Origin of the sequence: Hippea maritima DSM 10411 (genome assembly GCF_000194135.1) — a bacterium.
In the GTDB taxonomy this organism is placed as follows: Bacteria; Campylobacterota_A; Desulfurellia; order Desulfurellales; family Hippeaceae; genus Hippea; species Hippea maritima.
This window is the reverse complement of sequence record NC_015318.1, coordinates 853,649-871,589: the sequence shown is the minus strand read 5'-3', so window position 1 is coordinate 871,589 and position 17,941 is coordinate 853,649. Positions and strand designations below refer to the sequence as shown.

Annotated in this window: 20 protein-coding genes; 1 reads left to right on the top strand and 19 read right to left on the bottom strand. The window is 35.9% G+C overall.

The window, feature by feature from the left end; genetic code table 11:
- Nucleotides 1-12: 12 nt before the first annotated feature.
- Both dcd and HIPMA_RS04530 read right to left on the bottom strand, forming a co-directional pair.
- A complete protein-coding gene (gene dcd, locus HIPMA_RS04535; protein WP_013681891.1) occupies nt 13-564 on the bottom strand; it encodes a dCTP deaminase in 552 nt (183 codons plus the stop codon).
- Nucleotides 561-875, bottom strand: a complete 315-nt coding sequence (locus HIPMA_RS04530; protein WP_013681890.1) for a DUF2018 family protein — start codon at nt 873-875, stop codon at nt 561-563. Before HIPMA_RS04530 ends, dcd begins: the two co-directional genes overlap by 4 nt.
- A 126-nt stretch (nt 876-1,001) precedes the next feature.
- Between HIPMA_RS04530 and HIPMA_RS04525 the strand changes: the two genes are divergently transcribed.
- The gene (locus HIPMA_RS04525) at nt 1,002-1,634 is read left to right on the top strand and encodes a hypothetical protein (protein WP_013681889.1); all 633 of its coding nucleotides are present in this window, start codon (nt 1,002-1,004) and stop codon (nt 1,632-1,634) included.
- On the opposite strand, the gene HIPMA_RS04520 is transcribed toward HIPMA_RS04525, so the two are convergent.
- From HIPMA_RS04520 to HIPMA_RS04440, 17 genes are read right to left on the bottom strand one after another with little or no spacing between them, the layout of a single operon-like run.
- Nucleotides 1,635-2,033: a flagellar export chaperone FliS gene (locus HIPMA_RS04520; RefSeq protein ID WP_013681888.1), complete on the bottom strand. Its 399-nt coding sequence runs from the start codon at nt 2,031-2,033 to the stop codon at nt 1,635-1,637.
- Nucleotides 2,030-2,425 carry a flagellar protein FlaG gene (locus HIPMA_RS04515; protein WP_013681887.1) on the bottom strand — a complete coding sequence of 132 codons (396 nt, stop codon included), beginning with the start codon at nt 2,423-2,425 and terminating at the stop codon, nt 2,030-2,032. Before HIPMA_RS04515 ends, HIPMA_RS04520 begins: the two co-directional genes overlap by 4 nt.
- 11 nt (nt 2,426-2,436) lie before the next feature.
- Complete coding sequence (fliD, locus tag HIPMA_RS04510) at nt 2,437-3,810, bottom strand: flagellar filament capping protein FliD (RefSeq protein ID WP_013681886.1); 1,374 nt, start codon at nt 3,808-3,810, stop codon at nt 2,437-2,439.
- A gap of 45 nt (nt 3,811-3,855) precedes the next feature.
- Nucleotides 3,856-4,917 carry a flagellar biosynthesis protein FlhB gene (gene flhB / locus HIPMA_RS04505; protein WP_013681885.1) on the bottom strand — a complete coding sequence of 354 codons (1,062 nt, stop codon included), beginning with the start codon at nt 4,915-4,917 and terminating at the stop codon, nt 3,856-3,858.
- Nucleotides 4,918-5,706 carry a flagellar biosynthetic protein FliR gene (locus HIPMA_RS04500; RefSeq protein ID WP_013681884.1) on the bottom strand — a complete coding sequence of 263 codons (789 nt, stop codon included), beginning with the start codon at nt 5,704-5,706 and terminating at the stop codon, nt 4,918-4,920.
- Nucleotides 5,703-5,972 carry a flagellar biosynthesis protein FliQ gene (fliQ, locus tag HIPMA_RS04495; protein ID WP_013681883.1) on the bottom strand — a complete coding sequence of 90 codons (270 nt, stop codon included), beginning with the start codon at nt 5,970-5,972 and terminating at the stop codon, nt 5,703-5,705. The genes HIPMA_RS04500 and fliQ overlap by 4 nt, the downstream gene beginning before the upstream one ends.
- 3 nt (nt 5,973-5,975) lie before the next feature.
- A complete protein-coding gene (fliP, locus tag HIPMA_RS04490) occupies nt 5,976-6,725 on the bottom strand; it encodes a flagellar type III secretion system pore protein FliP (protein WP_013681882.1) in 750 nt (249 codons plus the stop codon).
- Nucleotides 6,709-7,032 carry a flagellar biosynthetic protein FliO gene (locus HIPMA_RS04485; protein ID WP_013681881.1) on the bottom strand — a complete coding sequence of 108 codons (324 nt, stop codon included), beginning with the start codon at nt 7,030-7,032 and terminating at the stop codon, nt 6,709-6,711. Before HIPMA_RS04485 ends, fliP begins: the two co-directional genes overlap by 17 nt.
- Complete coding sequence (locus HIPMA_RS04480; protein WP_013681880.1) at nt 7,029-7,316, bottom strand: FliM/FliN family flagellar motor switch protein; 288 nt, start codon at nt 7,314-7,316, stop codon at nt 7,029-7,031. Before HIPMA_RS04480 ends, HIPMA_RS04485 begins: the two co-directional genes overlap by 4 nt.
- Nucleotides 7,313-7,888: a flagellar basal body-associated FliL family protein gene (locus tag HIPMA_RS04475; protein WP_013681879.1), complete on the bottom strand. Its 576-nt coding sequence runs from the start codon at nt 7,886-7,888 to the stop codon at nt 7,313-7,315. Before HIPMA_RS04475 ends, HIPMA_RS04480 begins: the two co-directional genes overlap by 4 nt.
- A 47-nt stretch (nt 7,889-7,935) precedes the next feature.
- Nucleotides 7,936-8,946: an NAD(P)H-dependent glycerol-3-phosphate dehydrogenase gene (locus HIPMA_RS04470; protein ID WP_013681878.1), complete on the bottom strand. Its 1,011-nt coding sequence runs from the start codon at nt 8,944-8,946 to the stop codon at nt 7,936-7,938.
- The gene (locus HIPMA_RS04465; protein WP_013681877.1) at nt 8,930-9,688 is read right to left on the bottom strand and encodes a type III pantothenate kinase; all 759 of its coding nucleotides are present in this window, start codon (nt 9,686-9,688) and stop codon (nt 8,930-8,932) included. The genes HIPMA_RS04470 and HIPMA_RS04465 overlap by 17 nt, the downstream gene beginning before the upstream one ends.
- Entirely contained in the window at nt 9,688-10,908 is a 1,221-nt protein-coding gene (gene tyrS / locus HIPMA_RS04460) for a tyrosine--tRNA ligase (protein WP_013681876.1), read from the bottom strand. Before tyrS ends, HIPMA_RS04465 begins: the two co-directional genes overlap by 1 nt.
- Nucleotides 10,909-10,917: 9 nt before the next feature.
- Nucleotides 10,918-13,095, bottom strand: a complete 2,178-nt coding sequence (locus HIPMA_RS04455; RefSeq protein WP_013681875.1) for a vitamin B12-dependent ribonucleotide reductase — start codon at nt 13,093-13,095, stop codon at nt 10,918-10,920.
- Between the two features lie 10 nt (nt 13,096-13,105).
- The gene (recJ, locus tag HIPMA_RS04450) at nt 13,106-14,815 is read right to left on the bottom strand and encodes a single-stranded-DNA-specific exonuclease RecJ (protein ID WP_013681874.1); all 1,710 of its coding nucleotides are present in this window, start codon (nt 14,813-14,815) and stop codon (nt 13,106-13,108) included.
- Nucleotides 14,808-16,634: an argininosuccinate lyase gene (argH, locus tag HIPMA_RS04445; protein WP_013681873.1), complete on the bottom strand. Its 1,827-nt coding sequence runs from the start codon at nt 16,632-16,634 to the stop codon at nt 14,808-14,810. The genes recJ and argH overlap by 8 nt, the downstream gene beginning before the upstream one ends.
- Complete coding sequence (locus HIPMA_RS04440; protein ID WP_013681872.1) at nt 16,624-17,922, bottom strand: homoserine dehydrogenase; 1,299 nt, start codon at nt 17,920-17,922, stop codon at nt 16,624-16,626. Before HIPMA_RS04440 ends, argH begins: the two co-directional genes overlap by 11 nt.
- Nucleotides 17,923-17,941 lie beyond the last annotated feature (19 nt).

The window sequence follows — 17,941 nt, the reverse complement described above, 5'->3', positions numbered from 1 at the left end:
TTATACCTCCTCTTACAATTTTGGCGGTGTTAGTCCCATTTGTTTTTGGTATTTACCCTTTTTATCGGCATAACTTACCATGCATTCTTCGTCTGCCTCAAAGAACAATACCTGCGCTATACCTTCCCAAGCATATACTTTGGCTGGAATCGGTGTGGAGTTTGATATTTCTATTGTTACATAACCTTCCCATTCTGGTTCAAACGGCGTTACATTAACAATAAGACCGCATCTTGCATATGTTGATTTGCCAACGCAAACGGTTAAAATGCTCCTTGGAATTCTAAAATACTCTACGCTTCTTGCCAGAACAAAACTATTTGGTGGAATTATGCAAACATCACCTTTGAAATCTACATAATTCTTTTCTGTGAAGTTCTTTGGGTCAACAATCGTATTGTTTACATTTGTAAATATCTTAAACTCATCAGCTATTCGCATGTCATAACCGTAAGAACTAACTCCGTAGCTTATAACACCTTCTCTTACCTGACTATCGGCAAAGGGTTCTATCATGCCTTTTTTTGCCATCTCTATAATCCAACGATCGTTCTTTATGCTCATACCACAGCACCTTCTTTTCTTACTATTTTACCTGAGAAGTGGAGTAGAAATAATCTTTTTTGATTGTCTATTTCTGTTGTATTTTCGTATTTTTTCATTTGTAGAGTTTCATCACTGAAATCTATGCCATTTTCCTCTAATAGTTTTTCAAGCAAGACGACATACTCTGCTACATTCTCTAACTCTTCAACTACGGCGTAATGTGGAGCTTTATCTAATACTGTTTCTACGAACTCTTTTACCTTCTCGTAGTCTGCATTTGATTGCTCAAAAGGGTCTGTAAATATTAAATCTAACATTGACTTAGCCATCTTTTTCCTCCTTTTGCCTCATAGGGCCTGCACTTGAGAAATATTACTTATTTGTCAGTGTTTTTCAAGAATTTGTTCTTGACTTTGTCTTTATATTAAGCAATATTTTATTATAGGAGGTGGATTATGGCAATAAAAGTAGATAATTATATAAATAAATATGTGGTCAACCAACTCTTTAGCAATAATTCGAATAATCCCCAAAATAATAACAATATTGTAGAGACCCTGCAAAATTTATCAGAGCAATATGCGTCCATATCTGCATACGGAAAAAAACTCAATGATATATACAATGAACTTACACAAAGAAGTGATGTAACTAATGAAGCATTAGCCGGAGCAAGGAATGTGATTGTAAATTTATCTCAAGGAAACGGCACTGACTGGATGCAAACCGTTGAGGCTTTAGATAAACTTAAAAACAGTAGTGAATTTGAAAAGTTCTTTGAAGCAGCTAATACAATACACAGCAGAAGCTATGATATGAATAATTGGCTTAAAGCTTTTGTAAATGCAACTAATTATGGCTATGAAGACCAGTTTATAAAACAAACCAATGAAATTCTAAAAAACGACAACACAAAAGAGACTGCTAATGTTTTTGATGAATTTATCAACTCCGTTAACGATATAGCTACTAATGTTCCCAATGATGAATTTGTAAAAAGTGCTTTTTCTAACTTTTTTGAAGGAATGGCATCCCGCTCTTCACTTGAAGAGAAGAATGCCTTTATGGATAACTTTAAAGCGGGATGATTATTTTGTTTGCCCCATAACTTCACCCGTCCAGATTTCATGCATTTTTGATAAATATCTTATTACAATGGAAAATTCATCCTCTGAAAACTTATCATCTGAGAACAACTCAATAGCATTAATAGATTTTTCAATAAGAAAATTATACAGGGCTGTTAGGTAATCAACAGTCTCTTTGTCGGCATTTGGATCTAAAGAATCCCTTAAGGCCAAGAGTATTCCTATAACCCTGTTCATGTTGTCTATAAATAATTCTTCATCTTTTTGTTTAGCTGATTCTATTGCATTTTTGGCAAAACCTAAAGCCCCTTCATACAGCATTGCCACAATTTGAAGTTTATCAACAGTGGTGTTTATCATCATATTTTTATATGTGTTATATGCCTCGTTAGCTGTCATTTTTCTACCTCCTTACTATCAAATATTATTCCTACCACCTCTGAGAGTTTTTTTTGAAGGTTTATTACCTCTTGCGGTGGTATTTCTCTTATTACTTTACCTGTTTTTGAGTCTACTACTTTTACAACCAAAGATTTTAGGGTGTCATTATATGTGAATCTCACATCCTTATTTAATTTGCTAACATTATCATTGATTTTACTTATAACCCTTTTGAGTTCATCAGGCGATAGTTGCTTTTTATATCCACTGTTGGGTGATTGTTGCGTATCTTTGAGGTTGAGCTTTTGTACCTCAGCTGCCCTTTGGGTTTGATTGCTCGCCTGTTGGGTTTGTATCTTGTTTTGAAGGGCAACCTCTGGATTTGTAATCTTATTGATGCCGGTGGACATTTTAAGCCTCCTTATTTTTTATTATTCATGCTGTCAAACATTTTCTGTAAATAATCACCTTGATTTTTTAAAGAACCTATATATTCATCCATTTGTGAAAGTGTCAAAGTTAACATGGTTCTTTCTTGATCTAACTGCTTCTGAAGCATATCTATCTGTTCATCCAAGTTATCTATTTTGTCGTTTATGAAGTTTTTTTGCAACTCAATAGAACCATTGGTGGAAGTCATATTATTTATAGTGTTATGTAGTTGACTTAAAAATCCATCCTCAGCGCCTGTTGAGGTTTCAACTAACATCTTTTTTATATTTTTAAAATCATCTTCCAGTGCTGACGTGAACTTCGATGAATCAAATTCGAGTGTTCCATCTTTGTTCATTTCTATTCCTAAGTCAATCAAGCTAGTATAGTTTGAACTGCTACTTCCATAGCTACCAAGAAGCAAATTGGACAATTTATTCTCTGCCCCTTCTATTGTGCTATTGCAAAAAAATGCATCTGCCACATTAGTTTTGTCATCGTAATCTTGATTGTCGTTTATGTATTTTACTATGTCGTTGTAATCGTTTACTATGTTGTTCATGTCGCTTGTAAGTGTAGAATAATCAGTTTGTATATATAAACTGAAAGAGCCAGTGTCTTTAAGCGTTAGACTAACACCAGGTATGTAGTCCTTGAGTGTGTTAGATTGAGATGTAATATCTATGCCATCTATAGTTAAGCTCGCATCTTGGGAATCTGTAGCTGGTCCTGTATTACCTTTTCCATCACCAAAATCTATATTAGTATCATTCTGAACTATTGTTAAGTTATTACTTGTTCCATCAGGTGTTTTTAGTATTACTTTATATCCAGAACCTGTATAGAGAAGACTTGCCTGAAGGCCAGAATCGTTGTTGTTGATGGCGTTTACAAATTCAGTTAGTGTGGTCGGAGTAGAGGATAGAGTATTGTTGTCTATATCTATGGAATACTCTGTGTCACCTATCTTATAAATAAACTTACCGCCAGTTGTTGTTATACTATCTGATTCCGATGAATATTCATTATTAGAAATCCAAGTTTGTCCTTGGGCTAGGCTATTTACAGTGATATTATGCACACCAGATGTTGGGTTGCCGCTTATTTGAGCCTCAGCTATATTCTCATCGCTTACTGTTGCGCTTTGGAGCTCAAAGTCGCTCATCATTTTTGATGTATCGTTTGCCAGCTGTTGAAGTTTGCTCTCAAAGGTATCAAAAGTTTTATAATATGTTTCATATTGAAGTTTTTCTGTTTGTGCCATAAGAAGGGGCTGGCTGTCTGCTTTGACCAACTTGTCTATAAGACCTTGAAGGTCCATTCCGCTTCCCAAACCCAATACGGTAAAACTGCCTAAGTCCATCACACCCTCCTTTCGTATAATTTATCGGATTAAAGGGAGTGAACTTTAGCTTGCAGGGTGGTTTTTAAGCTTAAAGACATAAGCCAGAATCTCGGCCACAGCTTGATACAATTCTTCTGGAATTTCCCTATCTAATTTAACCTTTTCATAAAGGGATCGTGCAAGTTCCGGTTTTTCTACAATAGGAACATCGTTTTCCTTGGCTATTTCTTTTATTTTTTTAGCTATAAGATTAATTCCTTTAGCTACAACCTTGGGGGCTGCCATGGTTGCTGAATCGTACTTTAGAGCCACAGCGTAGTGTGTTGGATTGGTAATTACAACATCAGCCTTTTTCACCTCTTCCATCATTCTCTTTCTTGTCATTTCCATTTGCATGCTTCTAATCTTCTGTTTAATCTTCGGGTCTCCTTCCATTTGTTTGTATTCATCTTTAACTTCTTGCTTTGTCATCATTATGCTTTTTTCGAATGTATATTTTTGGAATAGGTAATCTAAGATAGCCATGAAAATTATAAAAATCAAGATATACACCACAACCAAAAACATACTCTTTATCATAACCAAAAACACTGCTGTTTGATTTGTTTTTGAAAGGGACGACCAGCTGTTTATATTTTTTTGTATAAATATCCATAAAATATAACCCATAACAGAGGCTTTGAGTAGTGATTTTACAAGCTCACCAAACGATCTTAAAGAAAACATATTTTTAAAACCATTTACAGGATTGATTTTGTCAAACTTTATTTCCATAGCTTTCGGTGTTATATAGAAACCTACCTGTACGACGTTAATCAGAAATGCTATCGTAGCCATGACAATGAAAAATGGCAGGAGAATAGAAAACATAAATCCACTAATCCTTTTGACCAATATGTCAAATGAATCTAATGTTATTTCAAAATTTGAAGCAAGTGTAAAAAAGTAAATTAATACATCCTTTATTTTCTCTCCAAAATTGCTTGCTGTAAAATAGAAAAATACAACAGCAGCAAGCATAAGAAAGGCTGTGTTGAGTTCTACCGATTTTGCTACCCTACCCTCTTCCCTTGCTTCTTGTCTCCGTTTCGGGGTCGCCTGTTCGGTTTTATCCTCATCGGGCATTTATCCACCTCTTATTATTGCATAGATATAGCCAAAAGCTTGATGATAGTAGTGTATTAATGATTCGGCTACAAATACGAATGATGCTCCGAGTGTAATGAATCCTATAGCGATACTTAACGGAAATGCAACTATCATTATATTCATTTGAGGCATGGTTCTTGCAATGACTCCAAATACTACCTGGGTAATAAATAAAGCTATTATAACAGGCGCTAAAACGGTAAAGGATACGTCAAATAAGACAGCCGTTAATTTGTTAAATATATGAAATATATTCTGATTTAAGCTAAATCCGCCAACTTTTAACACTTCAAAGCTATATGTCATAGCTTGTATAAAGACATAGTGGCCATTTATTATCAAAAATACAAGTATAGCAAAAATGCTTTCAAACTCAGCCAATACTGAAATCTGAATATTTTCCTCAGGGCTTATGACGTTAGCTATAGAAAAGCCCATGTTAAAGCCGACAAGTTGAGCACCAAGTTCAAGGCCGCTCCATATAAAATGTATGGTTAGGGAAAGTAATACAGCAAACATAAGCTCTCTTAAGGTTATGGATACAATATAGAGCGTGTTTATGCTTTCTATGTGTATATAACTTCTAACGGTAGGATATAAGATAACAGCAAAAACAAAGCTAAAAGCGACCTTTACCTGAGGTGGTATTGATGCAGATGAAAATATGGGTGCAAAGACTATAATACTTGAGACTCTTAAAAGAATAAATAGAAAAGCCAAAAAATTTGTATAAAAATGCCCAGAATAAACCAATAAATCGCTCATTTAATAAACGTTGGAATGGATGAGTATAGGTGTATTACATAATTTACCAGCAGCTTTGTCATCCATGGAGCCAGAAAAATCACAGTAACAGCTGTTGCGATTATCTTTGGGATAAATGTTAGCGTCATCTCTTGAATCTGCGTAACAGCCTGAAAAATACTAACTAAAAGACCTGCTATTAAACTTACTATTAAAATAGGCATAGCTATGAGCATAGTTACCTTCATAGCTTCTTTGCCTATAGCTATAACTGTTGCTATGTCCATGAATCACCTCATAAAGCTTTTAAATAAAGACATTACAACAAGGTTCCAACCATCTGCCAAAACAAATATAAGCAGTTTGAATGGCAAAGATATCATTATTGGGGGCAGCATCATCATACCCATGCTCATTAGTATACTTGAGACTACCATGTCTATGATTAAAAAAGGTATGTATATAATAAAACCCATCTCAAAAGCAGTTTTTAGCTCGCTAATTATAAAGGCGGGTATAACAATGTCCATAGACAATTCTTGAGGATTTTTTGGGTTGGGTTTTTTTGCTATTCTTAAAAATAGGGCCAAATCCTTTTGACGTGTTTGCTTAAGCATAAATGTTTTAAGAGGTTTTGTGGCGTTTTTATAGGCACCCTCAAGTGTTATTTCATTTTTCTGAAGTGGTAGGTATGCTGTTTTATATATCGTGTTTATTTGAGGAGACATAATAAAAAGTGTTAAAAAAAGAGCTATACCTATTAATATTTGATTTGGCGGCATTTGTTGAGTTCCTAAAGCCTGTCGTAGAATGGCTAAGACTATTATGATACGTGTGAACGATGTCATCATGATTAAAATAGATGGAGCTAGTGCTAATACGGTTAAAAGTATGAGAAGTTTTATGGATTCGGCTATGGTTGTGGGATTGTTTGCTGTGGGCATAGTTATATTTATTGATGGTGCTACAACATCGGCAGAAAAAGCTGACATTGAAAACAAAAACAACAAAAGGGTAAAAAAACTAATTTTCTTCATCATTCGTTTTGAGTTCCTTTAATGTGTTTATTGTATCTGATATGCCTAACAACATTTCTTTGCCGTCAACCTCTACAATTGCAAGGTAATGTTTGTTGTCTAAATAAACCTTGCCCTTGACCTTTATTCTTGATGAACTTATTTTTCCTGAATAACTTAGCTTTCTTAGTATGTAGAAGAATAAAATTATTATGCCAAGGACAAGGATTAAGCTTCCGAGTGATTTTAAAGTATAACCCCAATAGTCAACATTTCCAGCGGCAAATGACATAGATGGGATAAGTAGTAACGCAAGTATGAAGATTATCATTTTACATTGAGTTCCATTAAATCGTCTTTTGTAAATATATTTGTTATTCTAATTGCAAATTTGTTATCAAGAACTATAACCTCTCCCATACCCAAGGGTTTATTTTCTATATTTATGTTTATATATTCACCTGCCATTTTGTTTGTCTCTATAATATCGCCTTCTTTCCATTTAAGTAGATCCTTTACCTTGACTTGAGTGGTTGCAAGGTCAAACACCATTTTTAAAGGTATGTCAAAATATTTTTCGAATTCTTTCTTTATCTTTTCTCTATTTGGATTCATTGTATTATAAACGATAAAAAGTATATTCTTTTAACTAAATTCATATGTAATGCTTGATTTATAGCGCTGATAAGTTCGTTTTTGAGCTCTTCTTTGCCTGAAGCTGAAAGTAAATCGTCCGATGTTTTTGCAGACAAAACAGATATTATAGTGTCTTTAACAACAGCATCTTCTAAAGATATACCGGTTTTTTCACCCTCTTTTTCTTCTTTTTTGGCAGCTCTTTTAGCCTCAAGGAGGACTAGTTTTATTTTTAAATACCTATCGCCACCAACATCAGCTAAATTGACGATTATAGGACCTATGACAACAGGTGTCAGATGAGATTGGCTAACCACAGTGCTTTCTGCGGGTTCTACCGGCTCCTCTTCTTGGGCCTGCTCGTGAGTTACTTCGCTTTTGTGTTGGTTTGGTGTTGTCTGTTTTTTTGTGCCATTAAAAAGAAACATCTTGACTGCAACACCAGCAACAGCTAATATGACTACAGCTATTATAATGATTAGAAGTTTACCCTTCCCTTTTTTCTTTGGGGCCTCTTGATTTTCAGCGGGAGCTTCTTTCTCTTTTGCCATTTTATTCCTCCAGCTTTTTTAACTTAAATAACTAACACAAATTTTATCTAAAGTAAATAATTTTCTGCTTTAAGCGGCCTATTCATTAAATCTTTCAGGGCATCGAAGGGTTTTTTGCCCTCGTATAGTATTTTGTATATTTCATTAGTTATAGGCATATCTATATTTTTTTCTTTGGATAGATTGTAAACAGATTTTGTTGTATTTACACCTTCTGGGACCATTTTCATGCTCTCCAATATAACCTTTATCTTTTCGCCCTTTGCTATTCTTAGCCCTACTGTTCTATTTCTACTTAAACTCCCTGTTGCTGTAAGCATTAAATCACCTATTCCTGCAAGCCCCATAAAGGTTTCTTGTTTTGCACCCAATTTTAAGCCAAGCCTTGATATTTCACTCAAGCCCCTTGTTATTAGACTTGCCCTAGCGTTATCACCCAAATTCAAACCGTCACTTACGCCACTTGCTATAGCCATTATGTTTTTTAAAGCTCCACATATTTCCACACCTGCTATATCATTTGATGTGTAAACCCTGAAATAACTATTACTGAAAGCATTTTGGGTCAATATAGCTGTTTCTTTATTTGTTGATGCGATAACAGTTGCAGTGGGGAGTTTTAAAGCCACCTCTTTTGCAAAATTTGGCCCGCTTAAAGCTGCCACTCTATCAATTTCTATGCCAAGTGTTTTCCCTATAATTTGAGATGGTCTACAAAACGTTTCATTTTCTATACCTTTACTTAAAGATATAACTACACCTTCTATATTACATGATATCTTTTTCAGTGTATCCCTTAAAAATTTAACAGGTATCGCTGATACTATTATGTCTTTTTTGTTTGCAGTTTCGTTTACATCCTGGGAAAATTTTAATCGTTCGGACAATTTTATGCCGTTTAAGTATATATTGTTTATTCGTGTTTTCTTTATTTCTTTAAACAGTTCATCTTCTCTTACATACAAGACTACATTGTGACCATTAATGGATAAAAGATTTGCTATAGTCGTTCCCCAACTACCTGCGCCCAGAACACCTATATTATATATTTTTCTCATATATAGCCTTCAAACCAAACAGGGTTAAGTACGGCCTGTAGTGGTCTATTTGATTTAGATGTTTATAAAACAAAGCACTATCTCCGCCTGTTATAACTACAACACACTCATGACCCATCTCGTCTTTTATTCTATTTATCATGCCCTCTATCATTGATAAATAGCCATAGAAAAGACCTGACTGCATACTGTGCATTGTCGTTTTTCCTATCACCTCTTTGGGCATCTGAAGCGGAACCCGGGGTAGTTTAGCTGTTTTCAAAGCCAAGGCATCAGCAGATATATTTATACCAGGAGCTATAGCTCCACCAATGTACTCACCTTTTTTACTTATTACATCAAATGTTATTGCGGTACCTGAGTCTATTACTATTAATGCATCCTTAAACTCCTCATACGCTCCAACAGCATTTACAATTCTGTCTGCCCCAACCTCGGCAGGATTGTGATATTTTATGAGCATGCCTGTTTTTATTCCTGGTCCTACCTCCATGGGTTTTATATCAAACACGGTCTTTATAGCGTTTATGATTCTTGGTGTGATTTGAGGAACGACAGAAGATACAATAGAACCTGTTATTTTTTCTCTTAATGAATATAAATTAAAAAGGTTATAAAGGTTAATACAGTATTCATCCTGTGTTAGTTTAGGGTTTGTACTAAGACGAAAATTTAAGAATCTATCTTTCAGAAACACACCTATTACAATATTTGTATTTCCTATATCAACTGCAACAAGCATTATTTCAGACTCACCTTAGCTATTTTTCTTTTTCCTACTTTTACTATATAGCTACCCTTTTTTAATTTCAAACTGTCATCTGTTACTTTATTTGAATCTATAGAAACAGCATTTGACTTTATCATCCTTCTTGCCTCAGATGAGCTTTTAACAAAGCCTATATTCTTTAGTAGATGACATATCCAAACTTCATCATCTTCAAGCTGTAGGGCTATCTCTTCAATTTCGTCAGGGATTTCTTTCTTTTTAAACATTTCTTCAAAAAACTTAGCTGCCTCTTTTGCTTTCTCTTCTCCGTGGAAGCGTTTAGTTATCTCAAAGGCAAGCATCTCTTTGGCTTTTTTGGGGTGTAGTTTACCTGTTTCTACATTCTCTTTCATTTGGTTAATTTCGGACAAATCTCTATCGCTTAAAAGTTCATAATAGCGCCACATCAACTCATCGGATATGGACATAATTTTTCCATACATATCGTTAGGCTCATCGGTTATGCCTACATAATTTCCCAATGACTTACTCATTTTTTGAACGCCGTCAAGCCCTTCCAATATAGGCATCATAATAACTGTCTGTGGCCTTTGGCCTTGGAGTTTTTGTAGGTGTCTTCCAACGAGCAAATTAAACTTTTGATCTGTTCCGCCGAGCTCAACATCAGCCTCTAAAGCCACAGAGTCATACCCCTGAAGAAGGGGATATAAAAATTCATGTATAGATATTGGCTTGTTTGAGCTAAATCTTTTTGAGAAATCATCCCTCTCGAGCATTCTTGCCACGGTCATAGTGGATGCCAATTTTATCATGTCGACTGCATTGAGTTTTGAGCACCACTGGGAGTTATACACTACTTTTGTTTTGTCCTTATCGAGGATTTTGAATATCTGATCTTTGTATGTTTGTGCATTTTTTTCAACCTCTTCTTTGCTTAAGGCTTTCCTTGTCTCGCTTTTTCCTGTTGGGTCTCCTATCATTCCAGTAAAATCACCAATTAAAAAATATACTTCATGCCCTAAATCTTGAAACTGTTTGAGTTTTTGTATCAGTACGGTATGTCCTAAATGTAAATCCGGGGCTGTTGGGTCAAATCCGGCCTTTATTTTTAAAGGTTTGCCCATTTTTATACTATCCCTTAATTTATCTTTTAATTCTTCTTTATCTATAATTTCAGCTGTTCCTCTTTTTATTGTATCAAACTGTTTTTGAACTTCTTTTTCTAAGTCCATCATTCCTCCTTAACCGCATCTTGAATATCCGCAATTTCTGCAAACGGCGCATCCTTCTACTATCTCAAGAGGAGAGCCGCATTCCGGACACTCCTCTCCCGCTATTACTTTAGGTGGTTCTTTTTCGTTTCCGTTTCTTAAAAAATGGTCTCTTAAGACTTGAGCTATTGCATCAGGAACCGATTTAATTAGCCTACCGTTACTCCAAATAGGCTGAGCCCCAGTTATGCTTATCAATGTGTTTACTATGTTTTTAACGTGGACACCGTTTTGAAGTGCTATTGAGATTAGTCTTCCTATGGCTTCGCTTAATGCAGATATGTCTCCGCCTGATTTTCCTATGTTGGCAAATACCTCTATAGGGTCATCGTTTACTGTGTTTATGGTAACATATAGGGTTCCCCTTGAAGTCTTCACCTTTTCTGTAAATCCATTGAGCACAACGGGTCTTGTGAAGTTTTCTGGTAATTTTTTCTCCTCTTTTTTAGCTACAACCAATACCTGCTCTTGTCTTGAGCCATCCCTGTAAACCGTTATTCCTTTCAGTCCATTTTTGTATGCATAGTTGTAGGCTTCTTTTACATCTACAACTGTAGCTGAATTTGGCATGTTAATGGTTTTTGATACAGCATTGTCTGTGTATTTTTGAAATGCTGCCTGAATATCTATATGGGCCTTATAGGTTATATCCATGGCTGTAACAAAGAGTTTTCTTATGTCTTCCGGTATTTCCTCTATACCCTTTAGGCTGCCCCTGTTATCAATTATTCTTTCTGCAAGTTTCTCTGTGTATATGCCTCTATCCTTCAATACATTGAACAATCTTTCGTATACATAAGGCAGCCTTTTTCCGTCTAAAACCTGTTTATAATAAGCAAGGGCGAAAATAGGCTCTATTCCACTCGATGCATCTGCTATCATAGAGATTGATCCGGTAGGTGCAATGGTTGTTGTTGTAGCATTCCTCATAGGTATGTTTTCTTTTGAATAGATGCTGTATTTATAATTAGGGAAGTTTCCTCTCTTTTTTGCGAGTTCACTCGATGCCTCTTTGGATATTTTTTGTATAAAACACATTACATCTTCTGCTAATTTTATGGCTTCTTTGCTATCATAAGGGATGCCGAGATCTATAAGCATGTCGGCAAAACCCATGACACCCAGGCCTACTTTTCTATTCTTTTTGGTATTTTCTTCTATCTTTTTTAATGGGTATATGTTTACGTCTATAACGTTATCAAGAAAATGGACAGCCGTAAATACAGTCTTTTTTAGGTTATCCCAGTCGATAGATTTGCCTTTTACAAACTTACCAAGGTTTATTGAACCAAGATTACAACTTTCAAAGGGTAGAAGTGGTTGTTCACCGCATGGATTCGTGCTTTCTATTTCCCCTACTTCTTTTGATAGCGGGTGCTTTTCATTTATTCTGTCTATGAAAATTATGCCAGGTTCTCCACTCTTATGGGCGCTTTTGGCTATTTCATCCCAAACAAACGAAGCTTTTAGTTTACCAACTACTTCTTTGTTTCTGGGGTTTATTAGTTCATACTCTTCATCGTTCTTTAAGGCATCTAAAAACTTATTTGTTATAGCTACAGATATATTAAAATTTGAAAACTCCCCTTCTTTATCCTTGCAATGTATAAAATCGAGTATATCTGGATGGTCAACTCTCAGGATGCCCATGTTTGCTCCACGTCTTACGCCGCCTTGTTTAATTGCTTCGGTTGCACAGTCAAAAACCTTCATAAAGGAGACAGGCCCACTGGAAACACCCATCGTAGAACTTACTATGTCGTTTTTAGGTCTAAGTCTGGAAAAAGAAAAGCCTGTTCCACCACCAGATTTATGTATCAATGCCGTTGCTTTTACGGCGTCGAAAATGCTATCCATGCTATCATTTATTGGAAGCACAAAGCATGCGGATAATTGACCTAAAGGGCGTCCTGCGTTAACTAAAGTAGGTGTATTGGGTAAAAACTTAAGTTCAGACATTACATCCATAAACTCATTCGTTGTTTTTTCTATTTCTTCCTTGGTTGCTGAGTAATTTTCGTCGGCTTTAGCTATAGCTTTTGCTACTCTTTCTATAAGCTGCTCCGGTGTTTCTATTATGTTGCCATCAGAATCTTTTTGTAAGTATCTACTCTTTAAAACAATAAGAGCATTTTCCGATAGTCTCACATTTCCCTCCTTAAATTACATAAAAGGCGTCCTTTAGGCTGAAGGACATATATCCGTTTTTTATATAGGCCGAAAACAAAACATCATAAACCCCCCCAACATCAAGCTTAACACCTTCGAAGCTAACCATCCATAGGCTTGAAGTTCCATCATCTAAAAGATATTTAGGGTATTTGTCCAGTATCATGGCCTCATCTTTAACAACAACGTTTCTTGCAAAAAACAACGGTTCCTCATTTAAAGGTCCATGAGGTTCGAGCAATGATAGTTCTTCAACAAACCTTCTATTAAATATTGATAGAAGCACCTCGCAATCAGCCTCGTATTTTGCTGTTGCGGATTCCTCTGAATACTTAGTTGAGATAATTTCATTCAGTCTCTCTGAAAACTCCTCAATTCTATCATTTTTTATTGTAATGCCAACAGCCATTTTATGCCCGCCGAATCTTTCAAGTATATCTGATGTCTCTTTTATAGCAGAGAATAAGTCTATCTCTCCAATACTCCTTCCGCTACCTATGCTGATTTTATTCTCTTTGCTTATGATTATAGTTGGTTTTTTAAATTTATAGGCTATAGCATTAGCCACTATGCCTATTACACCTTTATGCCATCCCTCTTTGGCCGCAACAATAACGTTACTACTTAAATTTCTGGCATATTTTTCTACTTCGTTTATTATCTTTAGTTGCAATTTCCTTCTTTGATTGTTTATTTCTTCTAATTTTAGGGCTATTGTTTCTGCTTCTTTAGCATCATCTTTTAAAAACATGTCAACTACAATTGAAGCATCCGACAATCTCCCTGCTGCGTTAATTCTTGGAGCTATGACAAAGCCAACATGTTTAGATGTTAGGCAGCCTTCTATACCTGAAACCTTCTTGAGTAATTCCAAACCAACAGTAGAATGGTTTTTATTGAACAATCCTATTTTTACACAAACCCTATTTTCATCCAGTAGAGGAACGATGTCAGCGAGAGTTCCTAAAGCTACCAAGTCTAAATATTTTTTTAGATTCGGTTCCCCTTTACCTCTAAAAAAACCATCTTTTCTAAGTTTATTCCTCAGTGCCATTATAAGGTTGAATGCCACACCTACACCGGATAATTCCTTGAACGGGAACTTTGAATCGTTTCTTTTTGGGTCAACTACCGCAAAGGCCTTGGGTAGTACATCTTGAGGTTCGTGATGGTCTGTTATGATAACGTCTATACCAACAGTTTTTGCAAACTCTACTTCATCTATGCTTGTAATGCCGTTGTCTACTGTTATTATCAGCTTAGCTTTCTCGTTTATAGCTTTTTTTATAGCCTCAAGGCTCAAACCATATCCATCATCCCTTGTAGGTATATAGAATCCAGCTTTTACTCCAATTTCTTTAAAAAATCTCAAAAGCAAACTCGTTGATGTTACACCGTCCGTGTCGTAATCTCCTACAATGAATATTCTTTCTGAGTTATAAACGGCTCTTGCAATCCTATCTATGGCTATATCCATATCTTTAAGCAGGAAAGGGTTATAGAGTTGTGATAAAGATGGGTATAAAAAATTCTTTATTTGACTTTGGGTTTTTATATTCCTATTCTCTAATATCTTCTGGGTGGCCTCAAATAATTTCACATTGCCTATATTGACAATATTATTTGAGAAGCACCTATTTTTTATTGTAAGCTTTTTCTTAGCACCGCCTGTACTTTTTAATTCAAGGGTTTCAGACATTATGCTTTTCAAAGAAGTCCTTAAGTATTTTTTTATGGTCAAATGCTATTGTCTCAGGTAAATTATCTTTATCAAAAAGACCAAGACTCTCAGCATCATCCCCAGCCTTTGGTCTACCTTTTGCTTTAGCTATAAAAACCGTTGTTATAGTATGCTGCCTTGGGTCTCTGTCTGGATCTGAGTAAACCCCAAGAACACTCTCCAACTCCACATCCAAACCCGTCTCCTCTTTTGCTTCCCTGATTGCAGCCTGTTCAGCTGATTCACCGTAATCTATAAAGCCACCAGGAATTGCCCACCCATACGGTGGATTCTTTCTCTTTATCAGAACAATTTTATCATCAACCTTTATTATTATGTCAGTGGTGGGTATAGGATTTTTGTAAACCTTAACCGGATAGCCACAACGTGGACATTTCACAGTATTGCCATCCTGTCTTATCGAAAGCTCCTTTTTAATTTCTTCGATTATATTTAATACATTATCTTTTGCCGTTCCCCCGTAGCTTGTTCTTGAGTTTACAGCCTTTCTGTAATGCAACACATCCAAAACATCGTTCTCTATTAAATCTGAAAACGACTTCAACTCTTCTATTGATATCTCGTTTAGCTCTTTGTTGTTTTTTTCTGCATAAGCAACGATTTGGCCTACTACTTTGTGGGCTTCCCTAAAAGGCATACCTTTCTTTGCCAGATAGTCCGCTAAATCTGTTGCTGTTATAAAACCCTTATCAAGAGCTTTTTGTAGTGATTCTATTTTTGGCTTGATTTTGGGTATAACCCCACTTAACACATCTAATGTACCAATTATTGTATCGATTGAGTCAAAAAGTGATTCCTTGTCTTCTTGCATATCCCTGTTGTATGTTAAAGGCAGCGCTTTCATTAAAACTAGCATCTGAATAAGGTTTCCGTATGTTCTTGCTGTTTTACCCCGTATCAACTCCATAGCATCCGGGTTTTTCTTCTGTGGCATTATGCTTGAGCCAGTGCAAAACTCATCGGGTAGCTCAATAAAGTCAAACTCTTGCGATGAGAATATAACCATTTCTTCGGCAAACCTCGACGCATGCATTGCACATATGGCAACATCCGATAAAAACTCAATAGCAAAATCTCTGTCAGATACAGCATCCATAGAGTTTCTTGAGATTTTTGAAAAACCCAACTGTTCTGCCACATATTTTCTATCTATGGGAAAACTTGTGCCTGCAAGAGCACCACTACCCAAAGGTAATACATCGATCCTTTTCAAGGTATCCCTAAATCTATCCCTATCTCTTTTAAATTTTTCATAATAGGCAAGTATGTAATGGGAAAACAGAACAGGTTGTGCATGTTGCAGGTGTGTAAAGCCGGGCATAACAACATCTATATATTTCTCTGCCAGACTTAGAAAATGTTTAAGTATATCTGTAAGTCTATCTATAATGTGAATTGTAGCATCTCTTAAGAACAGCCTTATATCTAATGCTATCTGGTCATTTCTGCTTCTTGCTGTATGTAGTTTACCTCCGACCTTACCAACAATCTCTATAAGCTTGCGTTCTATGTTCATGTGTATATCTTCATCTTCTATTCTAAATTCAAATTCGCCTTCCTCTATCATGCGTTTTATTTTGCGTAAACCCTCAATTATTTTATCGGCTTCCTCATCTTTTATAATGCCTTGTTTGGCAAGCATCTGAGCATGGGCTATTGAGCCTGCTATATCGTATTCATAAAGCCTTTTGTCAAAACTAATGGATTCGGAAAATGTCTCCATAACGCTATCGGTTGAGGAGGAGAACCTACCGCCCCATAATTTTTTATTCTTCATCGTCTACTCTCACCAATAAAACATTTTCTTTTATAATATCGAGTTTTTCTATGATTGTTAATGCCTGCTTTATATCTTTCTCTCTTGCCTTGTGTGTAAAAACAATCAAAGGCACCCATTCCTCGTTTTTCCCTAATTGCACCACGCTCTTTATGCTTATATTGTATTCTCCAAGAATGCCTGAGATTTTGGATAAAACACCCGCCTGGTCTTTTACCGTGAATCTCAAGTAATAACTCATGGTCAGATCATCTATATTTACGATATCCCTTTTCTTTACATAATTGAACGGAAATGCCATAAGTGGCACCCTGAGATTCGTTTTATTTTTAATGTTTCTTGCTATATCCATGACATCTGCAACTACGGCACTTGCTGTTGGTAGGCTTCCCGCACCTTTACCAATATAAATGGTTTCATCGTTCATATCTGTCTTTACTTTGATGGCATTGAATTCACCATCTGTTTTTGCGAGTATGTCGTCTTTTTTTATCAATGTTGGATGCACCCTTACATCTATCTTTCCATCAACTAAATTGGTTATACCAATGAGTTTTATCCTATAACCAAACTCATCTGCGAATTTTATATCCAGTAAATCTATGTTGGTTATACCTTCTGTATAAACATCTTTAGCCTTTACATTATCGCCAAACGAGATAGAACTTAATATGGCCATCTTATGGGCTGAATCTATACCCTCTATGTCAAACGTGGGGTCTGCCTCGGCAAAACCCTTTTCTTGGGCATCTTTTAAGGCCTTTTCAAAGGATATTTCCTTATAAAACATCTCCGATAGGATGTAATTACAGGTACCGTTTACTATAGCTTTAATGGATTTTATATGATTAGCTGCTAAAGATTCTTTTATAGCCTTTATTATAGGGATTCCACCGGCAACAGCAGCTTCGTAGCCCACATCTACTTTATTATTGAAGGCTTCTGAGAATATCTCATAACCGTATTCTGCAAGCAGCGCTTTATTGGCTGTAGCTACGCTTTTTTTGGCTTGGATCGCCTTTAGGATAAAATCTTTTGCAAAGGTCGTTCCTCCAATAAGCTCAACCACTATATCGATATCTTCTGCCAATAGTTCCTCATAGCTTGAGGCTATCTTACCTTCAAGTAAAGGTTTTACTTCATCCTTTATATGTTTTGCATATACCTTTTTTAGGTTTAGCTCAAATCCAAGCCTCTTTTTTATTATATCAGCATTGTGTGTAAGTATATTTACAACGCCGCTTCCAACAGTCCCAACACCCAACAATCCTACATTCACACTTTCCATAACCCCATCCCTTACATAC

Coding starts and splice junctions, on each gene's coding strand:
- HIPMA_RS04440 (WP_013681872.1), bottom strand. CDS start 17,922: ATGGAAAGTGTGAATGTAGGATTGTTGGGTGTTGGGACTGTTGGAAGC.
- HIPMA_RS04475 (WP_013681879.1), bottom strand. CDS start 7,888: ATGGCAAAAGAGAAAGAAGCTCCCGCTGAAAATCAAGAGGCCCCAAAG.
- HIPMA_RS04500 (WP_013681884.1), bottom strand. CDS start 5,706: ATGAGCGATTTATTGGTTTATTCTGGGCATTTTTATACAAATTTTTTG.
- recJ (WP_013681874.1), bottom strand. CDS start 14,815: ATGTCTGAAACCCTTGAATTAAAAAGTACAGGCGGTGCTAAGAAAAAG.
- dcd (WP_013681891.1), bottom strand. CDS start 564: ATGAGCATAAAGAACGATCGTTGGATTATAGAGATGGCAAAAAAAGGC.
- argH (WP_013681873.1), bottom strand. CDS start 16,634: ATGAAGAATAAAAAATTATGGGGCGGTAGGTTCTCCTCCTCAACCGAT.
- HIPMA_RS04485 (WP_013681881.1), bottom strand. CDS start 7,032: ATGATAATCTTCATACTTGCGTTACTACTTATCCCATCTATGTCATTT.
- fliD (WP_013681886.1), bottom strand. CDS start 3,810: ATGGACTTAGGCAGTTTTACCGTATTGGGTTTGGGAAGCGGAATGGAC.
- tyrS (WP_013681876.1), bottom strand. CDS start 10,908: ATGGACTTAGAAAAAGAAGTTCAAAAACAGTTTGATACAATAAAAAGA.
- HIPMA_RS04470 (WP_013681878.1), bottom strand. CDS start 8,946: ATGAGAAAAATATATAATATAGGTGTTCTGGGCGCAGGTAGTTGGGGA.
- HIPMA_RS04465 (WP_013681877.1), bottom strand. CDS start 9,688: ATGCTTGTTGCAGTTGATATAGGAAATACAAATATTGTAATAGGTGTG.
- HIPMA_RS04480 (WP_013681880.1), bottom strand. CDS start 7,316: ATGAATCCAAATAGAGAAAAGATAAAGAAAGAATTCGAAAAATATTTT.
- HIPMA_RS04520 (WP_013681888.1), bottom strand. CDS start 2,033: ATGACAGCTAACGAGGCATATAACACATATAAAAATATGATGATAAAC.
- flhB (WP_013681885.1), bottom strand. CDS start 4,917: ATGCCCGATGAGGATAAAACCGAACAGGCGACCCCGAAACGGAGACAA.
- HIPMA_RS04530 (WP_013681890.1), bottom strand. CDS start 875: ATGGCTAAGTCAATGTTAGATTTAATATTTACAGACCCTTTTGAGCAA.
- fliP (WP_013681882.1), bottom strand. CDS start 6,725: ATGATGAAGAAAATTAGTTTTTTTACCCTTTTGTTGTTTTTGTTTTCA.
- fliQ (WP_013681883.1), bottom strand. CDS start 5,972: ATGGACATAGCAACAGTTATAGCTATAGGCAAAGAAGCTATGAAGGTA.
- HIPMA_RS04525 (WP_013681889.1), top strand. CDS start 1,002: ATGGCAATAAAAGTAGATAATTATATAAATAAATATGTGGTCAACCAA.
- HIPMA_RS04515 (WP_013681887.1), bottom strand. CDS start 2,425: ATGTCCACCGGCATCAATAAGATTACAAATCCAGAGGTTGCCCTTCAA.